Annotated in this window: 14 protein-coding genes; 11 read left to right on the top strand and 3 right to left on the bottom strand. The window is 38.9% G+C overall.

The genetic code is table 11. The annotated features are described in order from the left end of the window. Positions 1 to 167 precede the first annotated feature (167 nt). A complete protein-coding gene (gene dnaK, locus EL215_RS09615; RefSeq protein ID WP_126471794.1) occupies positions 168 to 2,069 on the bottom strand; it encodes a molecular chaperone DnaK in 1,902 nt (633 codons plus the stop codon). A gap of 267 nt (positions 2,070 to 2,336) precedes the next feature. Here dnaK and EL215_RS09610 point away from each other — a divergent pair, with 267 nt between their 5' ends. Further along, positions 2,337 to 3,839 (top strand): YdgA family protein, encoded by a 1,503-nt coding sequence (locus EL215_RS09610; protein ID WP_126471792.1) that lies wholly within the window; start codon positions 2,337 to 2,339, stop codon positions 3,837 to 3,839. A 71-nt stretch (positions 3,840 to 3,910) separates the two neighbouring features. Here EL215_RS09610 and mgsA read toward each other — a convergent pair whose 3' ends face one another. Next, entirely contained in the window at positions 3,911 to 4,369 is a 459-nt protein-coding gene (gene mgsA, locus EL215_RS09605; RefSeq protein WP_126471790.1) for a methylglyoxal synthase, read from the bottom strand. Positions 4,370 to 4,676: 307 nt separating this feature from the next. On the opposite strand from mgsA, the gene aceE reads away from it, so the two are divergent. From aceE to EL215_RS09585, 4 genes are all read left to right on the top strand, one after another. After that, on the top strand, positions 4,677 to 7,343 hold the full coding sequence (gene aceE, locus EL215_RS09600) for a pyruvate dehydrogenase (acetyl-transferring), homodimeric type (RefSeq protein WP_126471788.1): 2,667 nt from the start codon (positions 4,677 to 4,679) through the stop codon (positions 7,341 to 7,343). An 88-nt stretch (positions 7,344 to 7,431) separates the two neighbouring features. Beyond that, positions 7,432 to 9,324, top strand: coding sequence for a pyruvate dehydrogenase complex dihydrolipoyllysine-residue acetyltransferase (gene aceF, locus EL215_RS09595; protein ID WP_126471786.1), 1,893 nt, complete (start codon positions 7,432 to 7,434; stop codon positions 9,322 to 9,324). A 91-nt stretch (positions 9,325 to 9,415) separates the two neighbouring features. Next, positions 9,416 to 10,840 carry a dihydrolipoyl dehydrogenase gene (gene lpdA / locus EL215_RS09590; protein ID WP_126471784.1) on the top strand — a complete coding sequence of 475 codons (1,425 nt, stop codon included), beginning with the start codon at positions 9,416 to 9,418 and terminating at the stop codon, positions 10,838 to 10,840. A 162-nt stretch (positions 10,841 to 11,002) separates the two neighbouring features. After that, a complete protein-coding gene (locus EL215_RS09585) occupies positions 11,003 to 11,554 on the top strand; it encodes an NlpC/P60 family protein (protein ID WP_126471782.1) in 552 nt (183 codons plus the stop codon). A 76-nt stretch (positions 11,555 to 11,630) separates the two neighbouring features. On the opposite strand, the gene EL215_RS09580 is transcribed toward EL215_RS09585, so the two are convergent. Then, on the bottom strand, positions 11,631 to 12,080 hold the full coding sequence (locus EL215_RS09580) for a S24 family peptidase (protein WP_126471780.1): 450 nt from the start codon (positions 12,078 to 12,080) through the stop codon (positions 11,631 to 11,633). Between the two features lie 267 nt (positions 12,081 to 12,347). Here EL215_RS09580 and sstT point away from each other — a divergent pair, with 267 nt between their 5' ends. Genes sstT through EL215_RS09550 form a run of 6 tightly spaced genes read left to right on the top strand, consistent with a single transcriptional unit; the run spans position 12,348 to position 17,748 of the window. Then, positions 12,348 to 13,589, top strand: coding sequence for a serine/threonine transporter SstT (sstT, locus tag EL215_RS09575; protein WP_126471778.1), 1,242 nt, complete (start codon positions 12,348 to 12,350; stop codon positions 13,587 to 13,589). Positions 13,590 to 13,647: 58 nt separating this feature from the next. Then, the gene (modF, locus tag EL215_RS09570) at positions 13,648 to 15,096 is read left to right on the top strand and encodes a molybdate ABC transporter ATP-binding protein ModF (protein WP_126471776.1); all 1,449 of its coding nucleotides are present in this window, start codon (positions 13,648 to 13,650) and stop codon (positions 15,094 to 15,096) included. A gap of 45 nt (positions 15,097 to 15,141) precedes the next feature. Continuing rightward, positions 15,142 to 16,056, top strand: a complete 915-nt coding sequence (locus tag EL215_RS09565) for an SPFH domain-containing protein (RefSeq protein ID WP_049366068.1) — start codon at positions 15,142 to 15,144, stop codon at positions 16,054 to 16,056. 52 nt (positions 16,057 to 16,108) lie between these two features. Then, positions 16,109 to 16,564, top strand: a complete 456-nt coding sequence (locus EL215_RS09560; protein WP_126471774.1) for an NfeD family protein — start codon at positions 16,109 to 16,111, stop codon at positions 16,562 to 16,564. Beyond that, positions 16,561 to 17,166, top strand: a complete 606-nt coding sequence (locus EL215_RS09555) for an NAD(P)H-dependent oxidoreductase (protein ID WP_126471771.1) — start codon at positions 16,561 to 16,563, stop codon at positions 17,164 to 17,166. Before EL215_RS09560 ends, EL215_RS09555 begins: the two co-directional genes overlap by 4 nt. Positions 17,167 to 17,190: 24 nt before the next feature. Beyond that, positions 17,191 to 17,748, top strand: coding sequence for a TorD/DmsD family molecular chaperone (locus EL215_RS09550; RefSeq protein ID WP_049355360.1), 558 nt, complete (start codon positions 17,191 to 17,193; stop codon positions 17,746 to 17,748). Positions 17,749 to 17,767 lie beyond the last annotated feature (19 nt).

The raw sequence follows: 17,767 nt of genomic DNA, 5'->3' as shown, positions 1-17,767 counted from the left end.
GCTCAACATTAACGCTACCAAATGATCCGGTAGAGTATTCACGTGATTTAGCCTACTAATGTATTTTTTCTGACTTCATTTTTTCAAATAAAGTCAGGAAAAATGGCATTTAATGAATATGCCAAAAGGGCGTATTGCTACGCCCTTCGATTTGGGTTCAAGTGAAATTATTTGTTATCTTTCACTTCTTCAAACTCTGCATCAACAACATCATCATTTGGTTTGCTGTTGCTTTGAGCTTGTTGTGCATCACCTTGTGCTTGAGCCGCTTGAGCAAGTTTTTGAGCCACTTCAGCAAGTGCTTGAAGTTTAGCTTCGATTGCTGCTTTATCTTCGCCTTTCGCTGCAGTTTCTAAATCGCTTAATGCGCTTTCAATTGCTGCACGATCTTCAGCTGGAACTTTATCACCCGCTTCTTCTAATTGTTTACGTGTGCTGTGTACAAGGTGATCTGCTTGGTTGCGAGCTTGTACTAATTCTTCAAATTTACGGTCTGCTTCAGCGTTTGCTTCTGCATCACGAACCATTTTTTGAATTTCTTCATCACTTAAACCTGAAGAGGCTTTGATGGTGATTTGTTGTTCTTTGCCAGTACCTTTATCTTTCGCTGAAACGTGGATAATACCGTCAGCGTCGATGTCGAAGGTTACTTCAATTTGTGGCATACCGCGTGGAGCAGGGTTGATGCCTTCAAGGTTGAATTGACCTAAAGATTTATTCGCTGATGCTTGTTTACGTTCACCTTGTAATACGTGAATGGTTACTGCACTTTGGTTATCTTCTGCAGTTGAGAACACTTGTGATTTTTTAGTTGGAATCGTCGTGTTTTTCTCAATTAAGGTAGTCATCACACCACCCATGGTTTCGATACCCAATGATAATGGGGTAACGTCTAATAACAATACGTCTTTTACATCACCGGCTAACACACCGCCTTGTACTGCCGCACCCACTGCAACGGCTTCGTCTGGGTTCACGTCTTTACGAGGTGCTTTGCCGAAGAACTCTTCTACTTTTTGTTGTACTAATGGCATACGGGTTTGACCGCCCACTAGGATAACATCATCAATTTGTGATGCACTTAAGCCAGCATCGTTTAATGCCACTTTTACAGGTTCAAGTGATTTCGCCACTAAATCTTCTACTAAAGATTCTAATTTAGCGCGAGTTAATTTGATGTTTAAGTGTTTAGGACCAGTTGCATCTGCAGTGATGTAAGGTAAGTTCACATCAGTTTGTTGTGCAGAAGAAAGTTCAATTTTCGCTTTTTCGCCCGCTTCTTTTAAACGTTGCATTGCAAGTGGGTCATTACGTAAATCAACACCTTGTTCTTTTTTGAACTCATCCACTAAGTAGTTGATTACACGGTTATCGAAGTCTTCACCACCTAAGTGAGTATCCCCGTTGGTTGCTAATACTTCAAAGGTTTTTTCGCCGCCTACTTCATCAATTTCGATGATAGATAAGTCGAATGTACCACCACCTAAGTCATATACTGCGATAGTCTTGTTGCCTTGGCCTTTATCTAAACCGTAAGCTAATGCTGCTGCGGTTGGTTCGTTGATGATACGTTTAACTTCTAAACCAGCGATACGACCCGCATCTTTTGTCGCTTGACGTTGAGCATCGTTAAAGTATGCTGGAACTGTAATTACTGCTTCAGTTACTGGCTCACCCAAGAAATCTTCTGCAGTTTTCTTCATTTTTTTCAACACTTCTGCAGAGATTTGTGGCGGTGCAAGTTTGTCACCTTTTACATTTACCCATGCATCACCGTTGTCTGCTTTGGTGATTTCAAATGGCATAATATCGATGTCACGTTTTACTTCAGCATCTTCAAAACGACGACCGATTAAACGTTTAATTGCGAACAATGTATTTTTCGGGTTGGTCACAGCCTGACGTTTTGCGGGTTGGCCCACTAAAATTTCGTTATCATTTGTATAAGCAATAATTGACGGGGTAGTGCGATCACCTTCTGCGTTTTCGATTACGCGTGGTTTATCACCATCCATTACTGCCACACAAGAGTTTGTTGTACCTAAGTCAATACCAATAATTTTTCCCATTTTGTTACTCCTAAGTAAATTTTAAATTCGTTGTAAATCATTACGATGAATAAGATGTGGATACTTTTCTGCATTTCAAGAGGCAAGATTTAAATTTTTTCTTCCTTTTAAAGTGCGGTCATTTCCGTTCTTGTTTCACAAAATAAGTCCATAGATGAGAAGTTCAAGGGGGGATATAAAATTATTTTTTAAAAATAAGAAAAAAATTGTAATTTGTGATAAATTGCCAACAATTTTAATCATCTATTAGTTAGCAAAGGAATCAAAATGAAAAAATCAACCGTAGCATTAAGTATCATCGTTGCCCTTGGTGTTGTCGGCGTCGGTGGTGCGTGGTTTACTGGCGAAAAAGCACAAACTGAATATTTACGTCAAATTGAGTTAGCAAACCAAAAATTCCAAAGTTTAGGTTTGTCAGATTCAGTGAATCTTGTTTATAAAAATAAGCAATTTGATCGCAGTTTCTTTACTTCTCAAGTGGAAGATGAAGTAGTTATTTCTTTACTTAAAGAAGGGAAAGTATTTACTATTCCATTTTCAACTAAGCTTTATCATGGTCCATTTCCGCTTAATCAGCTAGAAAAATTCAACTTTGTGCCAACCATGTTTTCAGCACAAGGTGTGATTGGTAAAAATGAAACAACTCAACCTTTATTTGATTTGATTAAATCAGATAAGCTTGTTCAATATCAAGCTTCGACTAGCTATAGCTTAGCAACAAAAGGTAAAGTTGAATTAGCTGCAGGGGAGGTGACAGATCCTCACTCACCACAAAATAAGATAGCATGGTCAAATATCAACATCGGTTTTGATGTAGATAAAGATCGTGCAGGTAAATATGACATGACCTTAGATGAAGTGACTGCTGATTTAGGACCTAATAGTGCAGATGGGGAAGAGAGCCAGGATGCCGCTGCCGTTAAATCGGTAAAAATGAAGATGAAGGGCTCGAAATTTGATGGGGCATTTAATCCAACAAAATGGGCCTATATTTATACCGGTAAAGGTTCTTCTTCAACTGAAAGTTTTGAAATGGCCAGTACTGATTATGCAGGAAAAACAACGTCTATTATTGAAAAAGGTTTAAAAGCAACATCAGATATTTCACTTAATGGTGATTTTGTGAACTTTAAAAGTGAAAATACATTAGACTCAGTTATTATTGATGGAAAAGATTTGGGAAAATTAACTTATAATGGTGAATTAAACCATATTGAAGCGAACGCAGCAAATGCTTTGATTGAAGCACTTTTCACCGTCTTTAAGTCAGTAAGTGGTGATAAAAATGTGAATGATGAAGTGGTATCTGAAATTTTAAGTTCATGGGTTAAAAATCATGGTATGGCTATTTTTAATAATCAGCCTCAAATTAAATTGAATCCGGTTTCTATTTCAGATAATCAAGGTAAAGTGTCATTGGATTTAAATGTAGCATTAGCGAAAGATCCGAAATTTGATTTAATGGCAGGTAGTTTATATAAACAATTTACTGATTTCGCGGTAAATATTCATGTAGATAAAGCAACTGCAGAAAAACTTATGACACAATTAGATCCAGAAGCAGATAAAGCTTTGGTTAAAACACAAATTGAAGAGCAAGCTAAGCAAGCGGCAGCACAAAATATTGTGGTAAATAATGATAAAAATGTGACGCTTACCTTAGTGCTTGAAAAAGGCGAACTCAAACTTAATGGTCAAGTGATTCCTGAAGAGCAGGTGCAAGGCGTATTATTTATGTTAATAATGGGCGCAGCAATGCAGGCTAAGTAATAACGGCTAAACAATCAAAAGGAGATAAAGTAATTTATCTCCTTTTTTATTAGGTTGAGCTTATTTAACTTTTAATCCAAGCGAGCTTTTAAATACCCGTCATAATCAGGGATACCAATATTGATTTCTTGATCAAATAAGCTTGATGTTAATAGAAAATCGGCAGTGCTTTGATTGATTGCCACTGGAATATTCCAAACAGTTGCAATACGCATTAAGGCTTTTACATCGGGATCATGTGGAGCCGCATTCATCGGATCCCAAAAGAAAATCAGCATATCAATTTTTTTCTCAGCGATCAGGCCACCAAGTTGTTGATCTCCTCCCATCGGGCCACTTAATAGCGAAGTTATTTTCAGTCCTGTTTCTTTCGATAAAAGATGACCTGTCGTGCCCGTTGCATAGAGCTGATGATGGGCGAGTGCGGATTTATGTTTTTGAACCCAAGTAAGTAAATTTTGCTTACAACTATCATGAGCTACTAAGGCTATATGCTTATAGGAAAAGATTCGGCGAGTAGTGGTGTTCATTATTTTTCCTTGGACTAAATGAAAAATCTTTATTGACGCTTTAAATTAATCTTAGTCAGCGTTATCATGTTAATAGGCAATAAGTATCAGAATTGTACTAAAATAATTGTACGATTGACAATCTGCACAAAAATAATACTGGTAAATGCACCAGTATAATGAAAATTTACTATCTTTATTATAAAAAATCTTCTAAAATTTATAACATTTGTTAAATGTTTGTAACATGGATGCAAGCTTAATTTTCATTTTCGCGTTTGGTTATGAACCAAATTTTATTTTCACTCAGTAAAAATAAGGAAAGACTATGTCAGATACCTTAGTAAACGATATTGACCCAATTGAAACGCAGGATTGGTTGTCAGCGGTTGATTCATTGATTCGTGCAGAAGGCGTAGAGCGTGCGCATTACATTATGAATCAAGTAATTGAACAGGCTCGTAACGGTGGTGTGAATATTGCTAAAGGTGGATTTACTACCCCTTATGTCAATACAATCCCCGCTTCTGAACAACCTGTATATCCAGGTGATAAAGCGATTGAGCGTCGTATTCGTAGTGCTGTTCGTTGGAATGCTATCATGGCGGTATTGCGTGGACAGAAAAAAGATCTTGAATTAGGTGGCCACATTTCAACTTACCAATCTGCAGCAAGCATGTATGAAGTTTGTTTTAACCACTTCTTTAAAGCGGCGACAGATAAGAATGGCGGCGATTTAGTCTTCTTCCAAGGTCATGCTGCACCAGGTATGTATGCTCGAGCATTTGTTGAAGGTCGCATTACTGAAGATCAAATGAATAATTTCCGTCAGGAATGTGAGCCAGGTAAAGGCCTTTCTTCTTATCCTCACCCGAAATTAATGCCAGAATTTTGGCAATTCTCGACTGTATCTATGGGGTTAGGCCCAGTGAATGCAATTCATTCCGCTCGTTTCTTAAAATACTTAGATAATCGCGGTCTAAAAGACACCAAAGATCAAAAAGTTTATGCATTCCTTGGTGATGGTGAGATGGATGAAATCGAATCGAAAGGTGATTTAACATTCGCCACACGTGAAGGTTTAGATAACTTAATCTTTGTAGTGAGTTGTAATTTACAACGTTTAGATGGTCCTGTAACAGGTAACGGCAAAATCGTTCAAGAATTAGAAGGGTTATTTGCTGGTGCAGGTTGGGAAGTGATCAAGGTAATGTGGGGTTCAGACTGGGATAAATTATTTGCAAAAGATACTTCTGGTAAATTGACCCAGTTGATGATGGAAGTCCTTGACGGCGATTACTTAACCTTTAAATCTAAAGACGGTGCGTATATTCGTGAGCATTTCTTCGGTCGTTATCCAGAAACTGCGGCTTTAGTCGCTGATATGACAGATGATGAAATCTGGGCGTTAAGACGCGGTGGTCACGATTCAGAAAAACTTTATGCGGCATTCCACAAAGCGCAAACTGCAGGGAAGCCTGTTGTGATCTTAGCGCACATGGTTAAAGGTTATAAAATTCCTGAAGCAGAAAGTAAAAATACTGCACACCAATCTAAAAAAATGTCTCTCGAAAGCTTAAAATCTTTCCGTGATTATTTCCAATTAGATATTAAAGATGAAGATATTCCTAACTATCCGTACATCACCTTCCCAGAAGGTTCGGAAGAGTACAATTATCTTCATGGCAAACGTAAAGCGTTAAATGGTTATTTACCAAAACGTTTACCAAAATTTACGACTGAATTTAAAGTGCCAGCATTGGAAGAATTTGCACCATTATTGGAAGAGCAAGCTCGTCCAATTTCAACTACAATGGCATTTGTACGTTTCTTAAATACCTTATTGAAAGATAAAAATATTGGTAAACAAATTGTGCCAATTATTGCTGATGAAGCGCGTACTTTCGGTATGGAAGGTTTATTCCGTCAAATCGGAATTTACAACCCGCATGGTCAAAACTATGTGCCTTCCGACCGTGAGTTAGTCGCTTACTACCGTGAAGCGAAAGATGGTCAAGTATTACAAGAAGGTATCAATGAATTAGGTGCAGCATCATCTTGGTTAGCTGCAGCGAACTCATACTCTGTAAATAACCTTCCGATGATTCCATTCTTTATTTATTACTCAATGTTTGGTTTCCAACGTGTGGGTGACTTAATGTGGGCAGCAGGTGACCAATTAGCTCGCGGTTTCATGATTGGTGGTACTTCTGGCCGTACAACATTAAATGGTGAAGGTTTACAACACGAAGATGGTCATAGCCATATTCAATCTCTGGTTATTCCTAACTGTGTGTCTTATGACCCTGCTTACGTTTATGAAGTGGCAGTTATTCTACAAGACGGTATCAACCGTATGTACGGTGAAAAACAAGAAAATGTGTTCTATTACATCACCACATTAAACGAAACTTACGAACAACCAGCAATGCCAAAAGGCGCAGAAGAAGGTATTCGTAAAGGTCTTTATAAATTTGAAACCGTTGAAGCGAAAGGCAACAAAGGTCATGTTCAATTATTAGGTTCTGGAGCAATTTTCCGTCACGTTCGTGAGGCTGCTCAAATCCTTGCAAATGAATATGGCGTAAGCTCTGACGTGTATAGCGCACCTTCATTCACAGAGGTGGCGCGTGAAGGTGCAGATGCCGTACGTTGGAATATGCTACACCCAACTGAAAAACCACGTGTGCCTTACATTGCACAAGTAATGAATGATGCACCAGCAGTTGCGGCTACAGACTACATGAAGTTGTTCGCAGAACAAGTTCGTGCATTCATTCCTGCACAAAGCTATCACGTATTAGGTACTGACGGTTTCGGTCGTTCAGATAGCCGTGAAAACTTACGTGAACACTTCGAAGTGGATGCACGCTATGTGGTGGTCGCTGCATTACATGAGCTTGCAAAACAAGGTAAATTTGATGCGAAAGTGGTGGCTGATGCAATTACAAAATTTGGTTTAAAAACTGAAATTTTAAATCCGCTTTACGCTTAATAAAAACATCCTGTGTGTAAGAGCACACAGGAGCATCTACAAATAAAGTGCGGTTGATTTTAACTGCGTTTTTTAAAGGTAAGATAACATGTCAAAACAAATTCAAATTCCTGATATCGGTAGTGATGAAGTTACCGTAACAGAAGTGATGGTGAAAGTAGGTGATACCATTACCGCTGATCAAAGTATTATTAATGTTGAAGGTGATAAAGCTTCAATGGAAGTACCAGCACCAGAAGCTGGTGTGGTAAAAGAAGTATTAGTAAAAGTGGGTGATAAAGTTACAACTGGCACACCAATGCTTGTTTTAGAGTCAGCTGATGCGGCAGCACCTGCTGCAGCAGCACCTGCGCCGGCAGCCGCACCAGCAGCTGCAAGTGTAGTTGAAGTCAATGTACCCGATATCGGTTCAGACGAAGTAAACGTGACTGATATTATGGTGAAAGTAGGCGATACCGTTGAAGTTGACCAATCAATCATCAATGTTGAAGGTGATAAGGCGTCAATGGAAGTGCCTGCTCCTGTTGCTGGCGTCGTAAAAGAAATTTTAATCAATGTGGGCGATAAAGTTGTTACTGGCAAATTAATCATGAAATTTGAAGTGGCGGGTGCAGCACCAGCCGCAGCGCCAGCTCAACAAGCTTCGGCACCTGCAGTAGCACCAACAGCTTCAGCAATCAAAGAAGTGAATGTGCCAGATATCGGTGGCGATGAAGTTAACGTAACTGAAATCATGGTTGCCGTTGGTGACAGCGTTTCTGAAGAGCAATCTTTAATCACTGTTGAAGGCGATAAAGCCTCAATGGAAGTGCCAGCGCCGTTTGCGGGTGTGGTAAAAGAAATTTTAGTGAAATCAGGTGATAAAGTTTCAACTGGTTCATTAATTATGAAATTTGAAGTGGCAGGTGCCGCACCCGCTCCTGCAGCAGTTCCTGCAGCGGCAGCTCCAGCGCCTCAAGCAGCACCGGCAGCAGCGCCGGCAGCACAATCAGGTAATGTATCTGGTTTAAGCCAAGAACAAGTTGTAGCAAGCGCAGGTTATGCACACGCAACACCGGTGATTCGTCGCTTAGCGCGTGAATACGGTATTAACCTTGATCGCGTAAAAGGTACGGGCCGTAAAGGTCGTGTCGTGAAAGAAGATATTCAAGCTTACGTGAAAACCGCTGTTAAAGCGTTTGAAACAGGCACTGTATCTTCTGCAGCAGCGGGTAATGGTGTGGCAAACGGCGCAGGCTTAGGTTTATTACCGTGGCCGAAAGTTGACTTCAGCAAATTTGGTGAGGTAGAAGAAGTTGAATTAAGCCGTATCAACAAAATCTCTGGTGCGAACTTACATCGTAACTGGGTAATGATTCCACATGTTACTCACTTCGATCGTACAGATATCACCGATTTAGAAGCATTCCGTAAAGAACAGAACAAGATTGTTGAAAAACAAAAATTGGATGTGAAAATTACACCTGTTGTGTTCATTATGAAAGCGGTAGCGAAAGCATTAGAAGCATTCCCACGTTTCAATAGCTCTATTTCTGAAGACGGTCAAAAATTAACACTTAAAAAATACATCAACATTGGTGTAGCAGTAGATACACCAAACGGTCTTGTGGTACCTGTATTTAAAAACGTGAACAAAAAAGGCATTATCGAACTCTCTCGTGAATTAATGGAAATCTCCAAAAAAGCACGTGACGGTAAACTTTCAGGTTCTGATATGCAAGGTGGTTGTTTCACCATTTCAAGCTTAGGTGGTATTGGTACAACTCACTTTACACCAATCGTAAATGCACCTGAAGTAGCTATTTTAGGTGTATCTAAATCAGAAATGCAACCGGTATGGAATGGTAAAGAATTTGAGCCACGCTTAATGCTTCCATTATCATTATCTTTTGACCACCGTGTGATTGATGGTGCTGATGGTGCTCGTTTCTTAAGCTATATCAATGGCGTATTAGCTGACTTACGTCGCTTAGTGATGTAATTAACGCGGTAAGATGTGAGTGATTAGGCTCACATCTTACAGAAAGGATCGCAAGTGCGGTCAAAAATTTGAACGTTTTTACGAGGTAAAAATGAGTAAAGAAATTAAAACCCAAGTTGTGGTACTTGGTGCTGGTCCAGCAGGTTATTCAGCGGCATTCCGTTGTGCGGACTTAGGTTTAGAAACAGTACTTGTTGAACGTTATTCAACATTAGGTGGGGTATGTTTAAACGTAGGTTGTATCCCTTCTAAAGCATTACTTCACGTAGCGAAAGTAATTGAAGAAGCAAAACACGCAACTAAAAATGGTGTTTACTTTGGTGAACCAACCATCAATTTAGATGAAGTTCGTGCAGGTAAAGAAGCAGTAGTTGCTAAATTAACTGGTGGCTTAGCGGGTATGGCAAAAGCACGTAAAGTGACTGTAGTTGAAGGCTTAGCAGCATTTACTGACCCAAATACATTAGTTGCACGTGATCGTGATGGTAACCCAACTACTGTTAAATTTGATAATGCAATTATCGCAGCGGGTTCTCGTCCAATTCAATTACCATTTATCCCACATGAAGATCCACGTATTTGGGATTCAACAGATGCACTTAAATTAAAAGAAGTACCGAAAAAACTTCTTATCATGGGTGGTGGTATCATCGGTTTAGAGATGGGTACAGTGTATCACTCTTTAGGTTCAGAGATTGAAGTGGTTGAAATGTTCGACCAAGTTATCCCGGCAGCAGATAAAGATGTGGTAGCAATCTACACCAAGCAAATCGAGAAAAAATTCAAGTTAATGCTTGAAACGAAAGTAACTGCAGTTGAAGCAAAAGATGACGGTATCTATGTTTCAATGGAAGGTAAAGCATGTAACGATACTAAACGTTATGATGCTGTACTTGTTGCTATCGGTCGTACGCCAAATGGTAAATTGATTGATGCAGGTAAAGCAGGTGTTGAAGTTGATGAGCGTGGTTTCATTCATGTTGACAAACAAATGCGCACCAACGTACCACACATCTTCGCAATCGGTGATATCGTAGGACAACCAATGTTAGCACATAAAGGTGTTCACGAAGGTCACGTTGCAGCAGAAGTGATCGCAGGGAAAAAACACTACTTCGATCCAAAAGTCATTCCTTCTATTGCTTATACTGAACCAGAAGTGGCTTGGGTAGGTAAAACTGAGAAAGAATGTAAACAAGAAGGTTTAAACTACGAAGTGGCTAAATTCCCTTGGGCTGCTTCAGGTCGTGCGATTGCTTCGGAATGTGCTGAAGGTATGACTAAATTAATCTTCGATAAGGATACTCACCGTGTACTTGGTGGTGCAATCGTTGGATCTAATGGTGGTGAATTATTAGGTGAAATCGGTCTTGCGATCGAAATGGGTTGTGATGCAGAAGATATCGCATTAACCATTCATGCTCACCCAACACTTCACGAATCTGTTGGTCTTGCGGCTGAAGTGTTTGAAGGTTCAATTACTGACCTTCCAAACGCAAAAGCGAAGAAAAAATAATTGATTGAAATCTTCTATAAAGGCTACTCAAATGAGTAGCCTTGATTTTTTGAGAGATAACTCACAAAATTGCATAAAAATTCAATAAAAACTGGCAGTTAAAAGGACTTTTTGATAAAATCCGATAAGTTTTATTTTTATATTTTTTTATTATTAAAAGCTATGTTAAAGAAGATTTTGATTATTGTAGGATTGGCTGTATTAACAACAGCCTGTTCTAACAGCCCTAGGCATGCCCATAATGGTGTAATTACAGAGAGCGATGATGTGGAGCTTACGGGGTTAATTTCTGGTTTAGATGGAAAGAAAGATGGCCTTCACCCTAAATTAAGAACAAACCGTCCTAAACCTGGTTTAATTGGTGATAAAGCACTTGCTCAAGTTTATAACGAATGGGGTGGTACACGTTATAGAATGGGGGGAAGCACAAAACACGGTATTGACTGTTCTGCATTTATGCAAACCGCTTTCCTTGATGCTTATGGTGTGGAACTTCCTCGCACAACTTCAGAACAACGCTATTTAGGTCGTCAAATCCAAAAGCATGAATTACGTAAAGGCGATTTAGTATTCTTCCGTCGAAATAACCATGTAGGCGTTTATATTGGTAACAACCAATTTATGCATGCAAGTTCAAGCCAAGGTGTGACGATCAGTTCATTAGATGAAAGTTATTGGGCAAGAAATTATACACAATCACGTCGAGTAATGTAGCGGTAATGTTTCTTTGAATAAAAATTACGGTTAATTTTAACCGTAATTTTTTTATTATGGTTATCGAATTATTAGCTTAATCCACAAATTTCATCAAATCTCTCCTTTGTCTCAATTGATGGATAGTATTCGTTATAGTGCCAACTAGAGGAAGGCTTGCCCACTCTGTTGTCTTGATATTTTCTATCTTAGAATCCAATGCTATAAAGACAAATTCATTGCCACTTAGGCCTGCAAATTCATAAATATGGAATTCATCTTGTTTTTCTAATACAACAAGATCACCGATAAAAAGAGCGTTATTTTTTTCAACTACTAATATATCGCCCATTTCAATTCCCCAGGCTAGGATATTCGGATTTGTTACCCGAATAAAACAAGTTTGTTGAGGACGTTTGATACAATAAAGGTTGAGATCTAATTTTTTATTAAATGTTGATTTGCTTTCAACATCGTTGAAAAATGGCATTGGATGATAAGAAAACGTCATGTCATTTTGTGCAACTGTATTTGCGTAATTCATCATCTTGTGTTCCTTTTAGCTAGTGTGTTTTAATCATTGGTTATTTATACAGTTATAATATACTGTAATTAAACACAGTGTGTCAATGTGGGCAAAAAATTTTTTATAGGCGAAAATTTTAGAAAAATTCATTTCGAGTTTAAAAAGCTCAATTTTTTAACAAAATAATAAAGAAAAAATTTTCTTTTAAACAAAATTTAAGCTATCTTTACTCTGTTTCGGTGGATCGTAACGATCTGAAGTTCAACTTAATCTTTATTTAAAACTATTATGAATACATCGCGTTTATTTCATTTTTTGTTCCAAGGTAATTTAGTAAAACGAATTGCCATTGGTTTGGTACTCGGGATTCTTGTTGCGTTGGTTAATGAAAATGTAAAAAATTCAGCTGGTATCGATCTTGCATCTAGCTTTGGTGTGTTAGGTCAAATTTTTGTGAAAGCATTACGTGCAGTTGCGCCAATTTTGATTTTCTTCCTTGTTATGGCTGCATTGGCTAACAAGAAAGTTGGCTCTAAAAGCAATATGAAAGAAATTGTTGTGCTTTATCTTATGGGCACCTTTTTGGCAGCCGTTGCTGCAGTAATTGCAAGTATGGTATTCCCATCAGATGTAGCGCTTGCGGTAAAAGAAGATGCGAGCTCTGCGCCTCAATCAGTTGGTCAAGTGATGCTTGCTTTAGTATTGAACGTGGTTGATAACCCATTAAATGCAATTTTCAAAGCAAACTTTATCGGTGTATTGGCATGGTCTATCGGTTTAGGTTTAGCGCTTCGTCATGCTTCTGATGCAACTAAACAAGTCGTAGCTGATTTTGCAGAGGGCATTTCTAAAATTGTTCACGTGATTATTTCATTTGCACCTTTCGGTGTATTCGGTTTAGTGGCTGAAACATTATCTGACAAAGGCTTATCTGCGTTAGGTGGATATGTTCACTTATTATTCGTCTTAATCGGTACAATGCTATTTACTGCCTTTGTGCTTAACCCCATTCTCGTTTATTGGAAAATTCGTCGTAATCCATATCCATTAGTGTGGACTTGCGCACGCGAAAGTGGTGTTACTGCATTCTTTACGCGTAGTTCTGCTGCAAACATTCCAGTAAACATTGAATTAGCAAAACGGTTGAATCTTGATGAAGAAACCTACTCTGTGGCCATTCCATTAGGTGCGAATATTAATATGGCAGGTGCCGCGATTACGATCACTGTATTAACTTTAGCAGCAGTGAATACATTAGGTATAGAAGTGTCTTTTGTTAGTGCAGTGTTATTGAGTCTTGTCGCAGCGCTTTGTGCTTGTGGTGCATCAGGCGTAGCAGGCGGTTCATTATTATTAATTCCATTAGCTTGTAGCTTATTCGGTATCAATGATGACATCGCAGCGCAAATGATCGGTGTAGGTTTTGTGATTGGTATCTTACAAGACTCAACAGAAACTGCGCTAAACTCTTCAACTGACGTATTATTTACAGCAGCAGTATGTATCGAAGAAGAGCGTAAAAACGGTTAGTTAAATTAATCTGACAAGGCGGGCAAATTGCTCGCCTTTTGTTTTTAAAGGAAAGAGAATGACACTTTTAATTCAGCAAGCAAAATTTGAACTTTATCAAAAACAGACCTTAAACTTACCGCACTTTGCGATTGAGCCACAACAATATTGGGTTGTGGTGGGGAGCAATGGGAGTGGAAAATCAGCGTTTGCTTTAGCTTTGCAAAATGAATTGGCTTTGCAGGAAGGGGTGTATCATAATTCTTTTAAACGTGTTCACTCCTTTTCTTTTGAAAAACAGCGAGAAATTCTTGAAGCGACATTGAAGAATTTAAATAATGATGATACCGCTCCTGATTTTTTTGGTCAAACGGCAAGAGAAACCATTTTAAATGGTAGTACGGCGCGCATTTTTTGTGAACAAATTGCAGAAAAATTAGGGATTACTTATCTCTTAGATCGTTTCTTTATCAAACTTTCCACCGGAGAAACGCGTAAAGTCTTATTGGCTCAAACATTATTACAAAAGCCTGATTTATTAATTTTAGATGAGCCTTTTGAAGGGCTAGATCAGCAATCAGCACAAGATTGGATGGTGATGTTGAGCGAGCTGAAAAAAGAATGTGCGATTGTTCTAATCGTTAATCGTCTGGCCGATATTCCTGCTGAAACAACTCATTTAGCCATCTTGGAAAATTTAGAATTAGTATTAGAAGGTGAACGCCAATCCATTGAGCAACAAAGTATTTATCAACAATTAGTGTATGCGGAGCAGTCTGTTGATGTAGCGTTGCCTGAGCCAGCCTCACCATTACTAAAATTGCCTGAAAACCAACCTCACTTTGAACTTAAAAGTGTCACGGTTCAGTATGGTGATAAAGTGATTTTGGATCATTTAAATTGGGTTGTTCAGCCAAATCAAAATTGGTGGATTAAAGGACCAAATGGTGCAGGGAAATCCACCTTACTTTCGTTAATTACAGGTGATCATCCTCAAGCATTTGCGAATCATGTGGTGATCTTTGGTAAACAACGAGGCTCAGGTGAAACCATTTGGGATGTTAAACAAAAAATGGGTTACGTAAGTAGCCAACTGCATTTAGATTATCGTGTGAATTGTTCTGTGCTTGATGTGATTATTTCTGGCTTTTTTGACAGTATAGGGATTTATCAACAAGTGCCAGAGGCGATTCGTTTGAAAGCCATGCAGTGGTTAGCTCGTTTAAATCTGACTCATTTAGCAAAAACGCCATTTCGTTCACTTTCTTGGGGACAGCAACGTTTGCTTTTAATCACACGAGCGATGGTAAAGCATCCACCTGTTTTAATTTTAGATGAGCCTTTTCAAGGGCTTGATGGGTTAAATCGCAAGTTAGTGAAACATTTTATCGAACAACTGGTAAATAATAGTGAAACACAGCTTTTATTTGTTTCCCATCAAGATTTAGATGCCCCGAATTGCATTACGCATCTTTTTGAATTTATAAGAGAAAACGATAAATATATTTATGTACAAAGTGCGGTCTAATTTGATAGACTTTTCTTATATTTCCTCATTATTAAGGAGCAATCTATGGAAGGCTTATCTATTGCCGCAATTGTCTTTATTGTATTAGTTGTTGTTGTGCTATTTTCGGCACTTAAAACTGTACCGCAAGGTTATAATTGGACGATTGAGCGTTTTGGACGTTATACCCACACCTTAATGCCGGGCTTAAACTTTGTGGTGCCGTTTGTGGATCGTGTTGGTCGTAAGATCAATATGATGGAACAGGTATTAGATATCCCGTCACAAGAAGTCATTTCTAAGGATAATGCCAACGTATCTATTGATGCGGTTTGTTTCGTCCAGGTGATTGATGCCCGTAGCGCTGCTTATGAGGTGAATCATTTAGAACAGGCGATTATCAATTTAACCATGACTAACATTCGTACCGTATTAGGTTCGATGGAATTGGATGAAATGCTTTCCCAACGAGACTCTATTAACGGTCGTTTGTTGGCAATTGTGGATGAAGCGACGAATCCTTGGGGGATTAAAGTTACCCGTATTGAAATTCGTGATGTGCGTCCACCGCGTGAATTGATTGATTCCATGAACGCACAAATGAAAGCAGAACGTAATAAACGTGCGGAAGTGTTGGAAGCGGAAGGGATTCGTCAGGCGGAAATTTTACGTGCAGAAGGGGAAAAACAAGCCCGTATTCTGAAAGCGGAAGGGGAACGTCAAGAAGCCTTCTTACAAGCAGAAGCGCGTGAACGTGCAGCAGAAGCGGAAGCGAAAGCAACTCAAATGGTGTCAGAAGCAATTGCTAGCGGTGATACCAAAGCGATCAATTACTTTATCGCACAAAAATATACAGAAGCTTTAAAACAAATCGGTGGTTCACCGAATAGCAAAGTGGTCATGATGCCACTTGAAGCTGGCAATTTAATTGGTTCGGTCGCCGGCATTGCCGAACTGTTAAAAGGCGACAAAAAAGCGTAATTTCCTAAAGTGCGGTTAAAAATGACCGCACTTTTTCTCTCAAGGAGTTGATATGGCAGATTGGTTAACAACTTGGTCGGTATGGCATTGGTTAGTATTAGGTTTTGTATTATTAATCGCTGAAACCCTCGTACCTGGCGTGTTTTTATTGTGGTGGGGCTTGGCCGCGATTGTGACAGCAGGCGTAATGGCGTTAATGCCAAGTTTATCCTTAACCACTTTAGCCGTTTTTTATGCGATTTTAGCGATTATTCTCTCGCTGCTTTGGTGGAAATACCAACATAGCAAAGATAATCAGGACCAATCACGTACGACCTTAAATCAACGAGATCATACTCTGTTAGGTAAAAAAGGCACTGTATTAGAAATCGGTTCTAATGGTATTGGTCGTGGAGCCTTTGGTGATACCACATGGCGCATTCAAGGCGAGCATTTAACAGTGAGTGATCTTGTTGTGGTAGAACGCGTTGATGGCATTACACTGTTAGTTAAAAAGGTAACAGAATGAATCATTTAATTATTTTTGCACATCCTAACAGTCAAAAAAGTTTTGGTCGTGCTATCGTAGAGCGCGTTGTAAAAGCAAGCCAACAGCTTGGTGTTGAAACCCATTTGCGCGATCTTTACACCATGGAATTTAATCCAATTATTTCCTTTGAAGAATTACAATCGGCCAATAAGGGTATAATTCCAGCGGAAATTCAGCAAGAGCATGATTTTATTCGCCAAGCAGATTTGATTACGATGGTTTATCCTTTATGGTGGATGGGTTTTCCCGCAATCTTGAAAGGGTATTTGGATCGTGTATTAAGCCATGGTTTTGCTTATAAAACAGAAAATGGTGAATCTAAAGGTCTGCTTCAAGGTAAAACAATGCAACAGTTTATCACCATTGGTAGCAGCGTGGCGCAATATCAAGAATACGGTGTAGATAAATCTCTTAATCATTGTTTGATCAATGGTTTATTTAATTATTGCGGTATCGAGAATGTGGATTACACCCTGTTTGGGGATATTCATATTATCGATAATGCTGCTCGGCAAGCGATGATTGACGAAGCTACCGAAAAAACAACGGCAAAATTGACCGCACTTTTAGCTCAATCGTGAGCACAATCATAGGAAAGCAAATAGATGTCAGAAACTCAAGTGAATAATTTTTCTTTAATAAGCCGCCTATTTGGCAATTTATTTTATCGCAGCCCCACAGATCCAATTTTGAGTGGGGTATTTGATTGGTTACAGCAACAAGGGTTAAGTCAAGTGTGGGCACTTTCTACGGATAAAGAAAGCGAAGCAGCCATTGATAATTTACAAATGAAAATTGATTTAACGTTGCTTGATCAAGAATATCAAAAATTGTTTGGCCCAAACGGTAACGTACCAACGGCTATTTCTAGTTATGATATGGATGTGCAACGTTTTGTGGATTTTCGTCATGCGCGTAATGTACCTGAGGCAGAGAATGTGGATCATTTCGCTTTGTTATTGCTTACGGCTTCTTGGTTAGAAGACAACACGGAATCGCTATCTGCTCAACAAGATTTATTCGGTGATTTCTTATTACCTTGCGCAGCGAAATTCTTAACCCAAGTAGAAACTTACACAACACTTCCTTTCTATCGCTCATTGGCGTATTTAACCCGTGAAATTCTTGCGGCAATGGCTGATGAATTAGAAGAAGGCGAGTAGTTTTCATCAATAGAATAGA

It is taken from the genome of Haemophilus parainfluenzae, assembly GCF_900638025.1.
GTDB classification, from domain to species: Bacteria; Pseudomonadota; Gammaproteobacteria; order Enterobacterales; family Pasteurellaceae; genus Haemophilus_D; species Haemophilus_D parainfluenzae_J.
The sequence above is the reverse complement of the archived record's forward strand: the minus strand, read 5'-3'. Positions and strand labels throughout refer to the sequence as shown.

Bases quoted from the DNA above. Each gene is read 5' to 3' on its own strand.
- dnaK (WP_126471794.1), bottom strand. From the start codon at position 2,069: ATGGGAAAAATTATTGGTATTGACTTAGGTACAACAAACTCTTGTGTG.
- EL215_RS09610 (WP_126471792.1), top strand. From the start codon at position 2,337: ATGAAAAAATCAACCGTAGCATTAAGTATCATCGTTGCCCTTGGTGTT.
- mgsA (WP_126471790.1), bottom strand. From the start codon at position 4,369: ATGAACACCACTACTCGCCGAATCTTTTCCTATAAGCATATAGCCTTA.
- aceE (WP_126471788.1), top strand. From the start codon at position 4,677: ATGTCAGATACCTTAGTAAACGATATTGACCCAATTGAAACGCAGGAT.
- aceF (WP_126471786.1), top strand. From the start codon at position 7,432: ATGTCAAAACAAATTCAAATTCCTGATATCGGTAGTGATGAAGTTACC.
- lpdA (WP_126471784.1), top strand. From the start codon at position 9,416: ATGAGTAAAGAAATTAAAACCCAAGTTGTGGTACTTGGTGCTGGTCCA.
- EL215_RS09585 (WP_126471782.1), top strand. From the start codon at position 11,003: ATGTTAAAGAAGATTTTGATTATTGTAGGATTGGCTGTATTAACAACA.
- EL215_RS09580 (WP_126471780.1), bottom strand. From the start codon at position 12,080: ATGATGAATTACGCAAATACAGTTGCACAAAATGACATGACGTTTTCT.
- sstT (WP_126471778.1), top strand. From the start codon at position 12,348: ATGAATACATCGCGTTTATTTCATTTTTTGTTCCAAGGTAATTTAGTA.
- modF (WP_126471776.1), top strand. From the start codon at position 13,648: ATGACACTTTTAATTCAGCAAGCAAAATTTGAACTTTATCAAAAACAG.
- EL215_RS09565 (WP_049366068.1), top strand. From the start codon at position 15,142: ATGGAAGGCTTATCTATTGCCGCAATTGTCTTTATTGTATTAGTTGTT.
- EL215_RS09560 (WP_126471774.1), top strand. From the start codon at position 16,109: ATGGCAGATTGGTTAACAACTTGGTCGGTATGGCATTGGTTAGTATTA.
- EL215_RS09555 (WP_126471771.1), top strand. From the start codon at position 16,561: ATGAATCATTTAATTATTTTTGCACATCCTAACAGTCAAAAAAGTTTT.
- EL215_RS09550 (WP_049355360.1), top strand. From the start codon at position 17,191: ATGTCAGAAACTCAAGTGAATAATTTTTCTTTAATAAGCCGCCTATTT.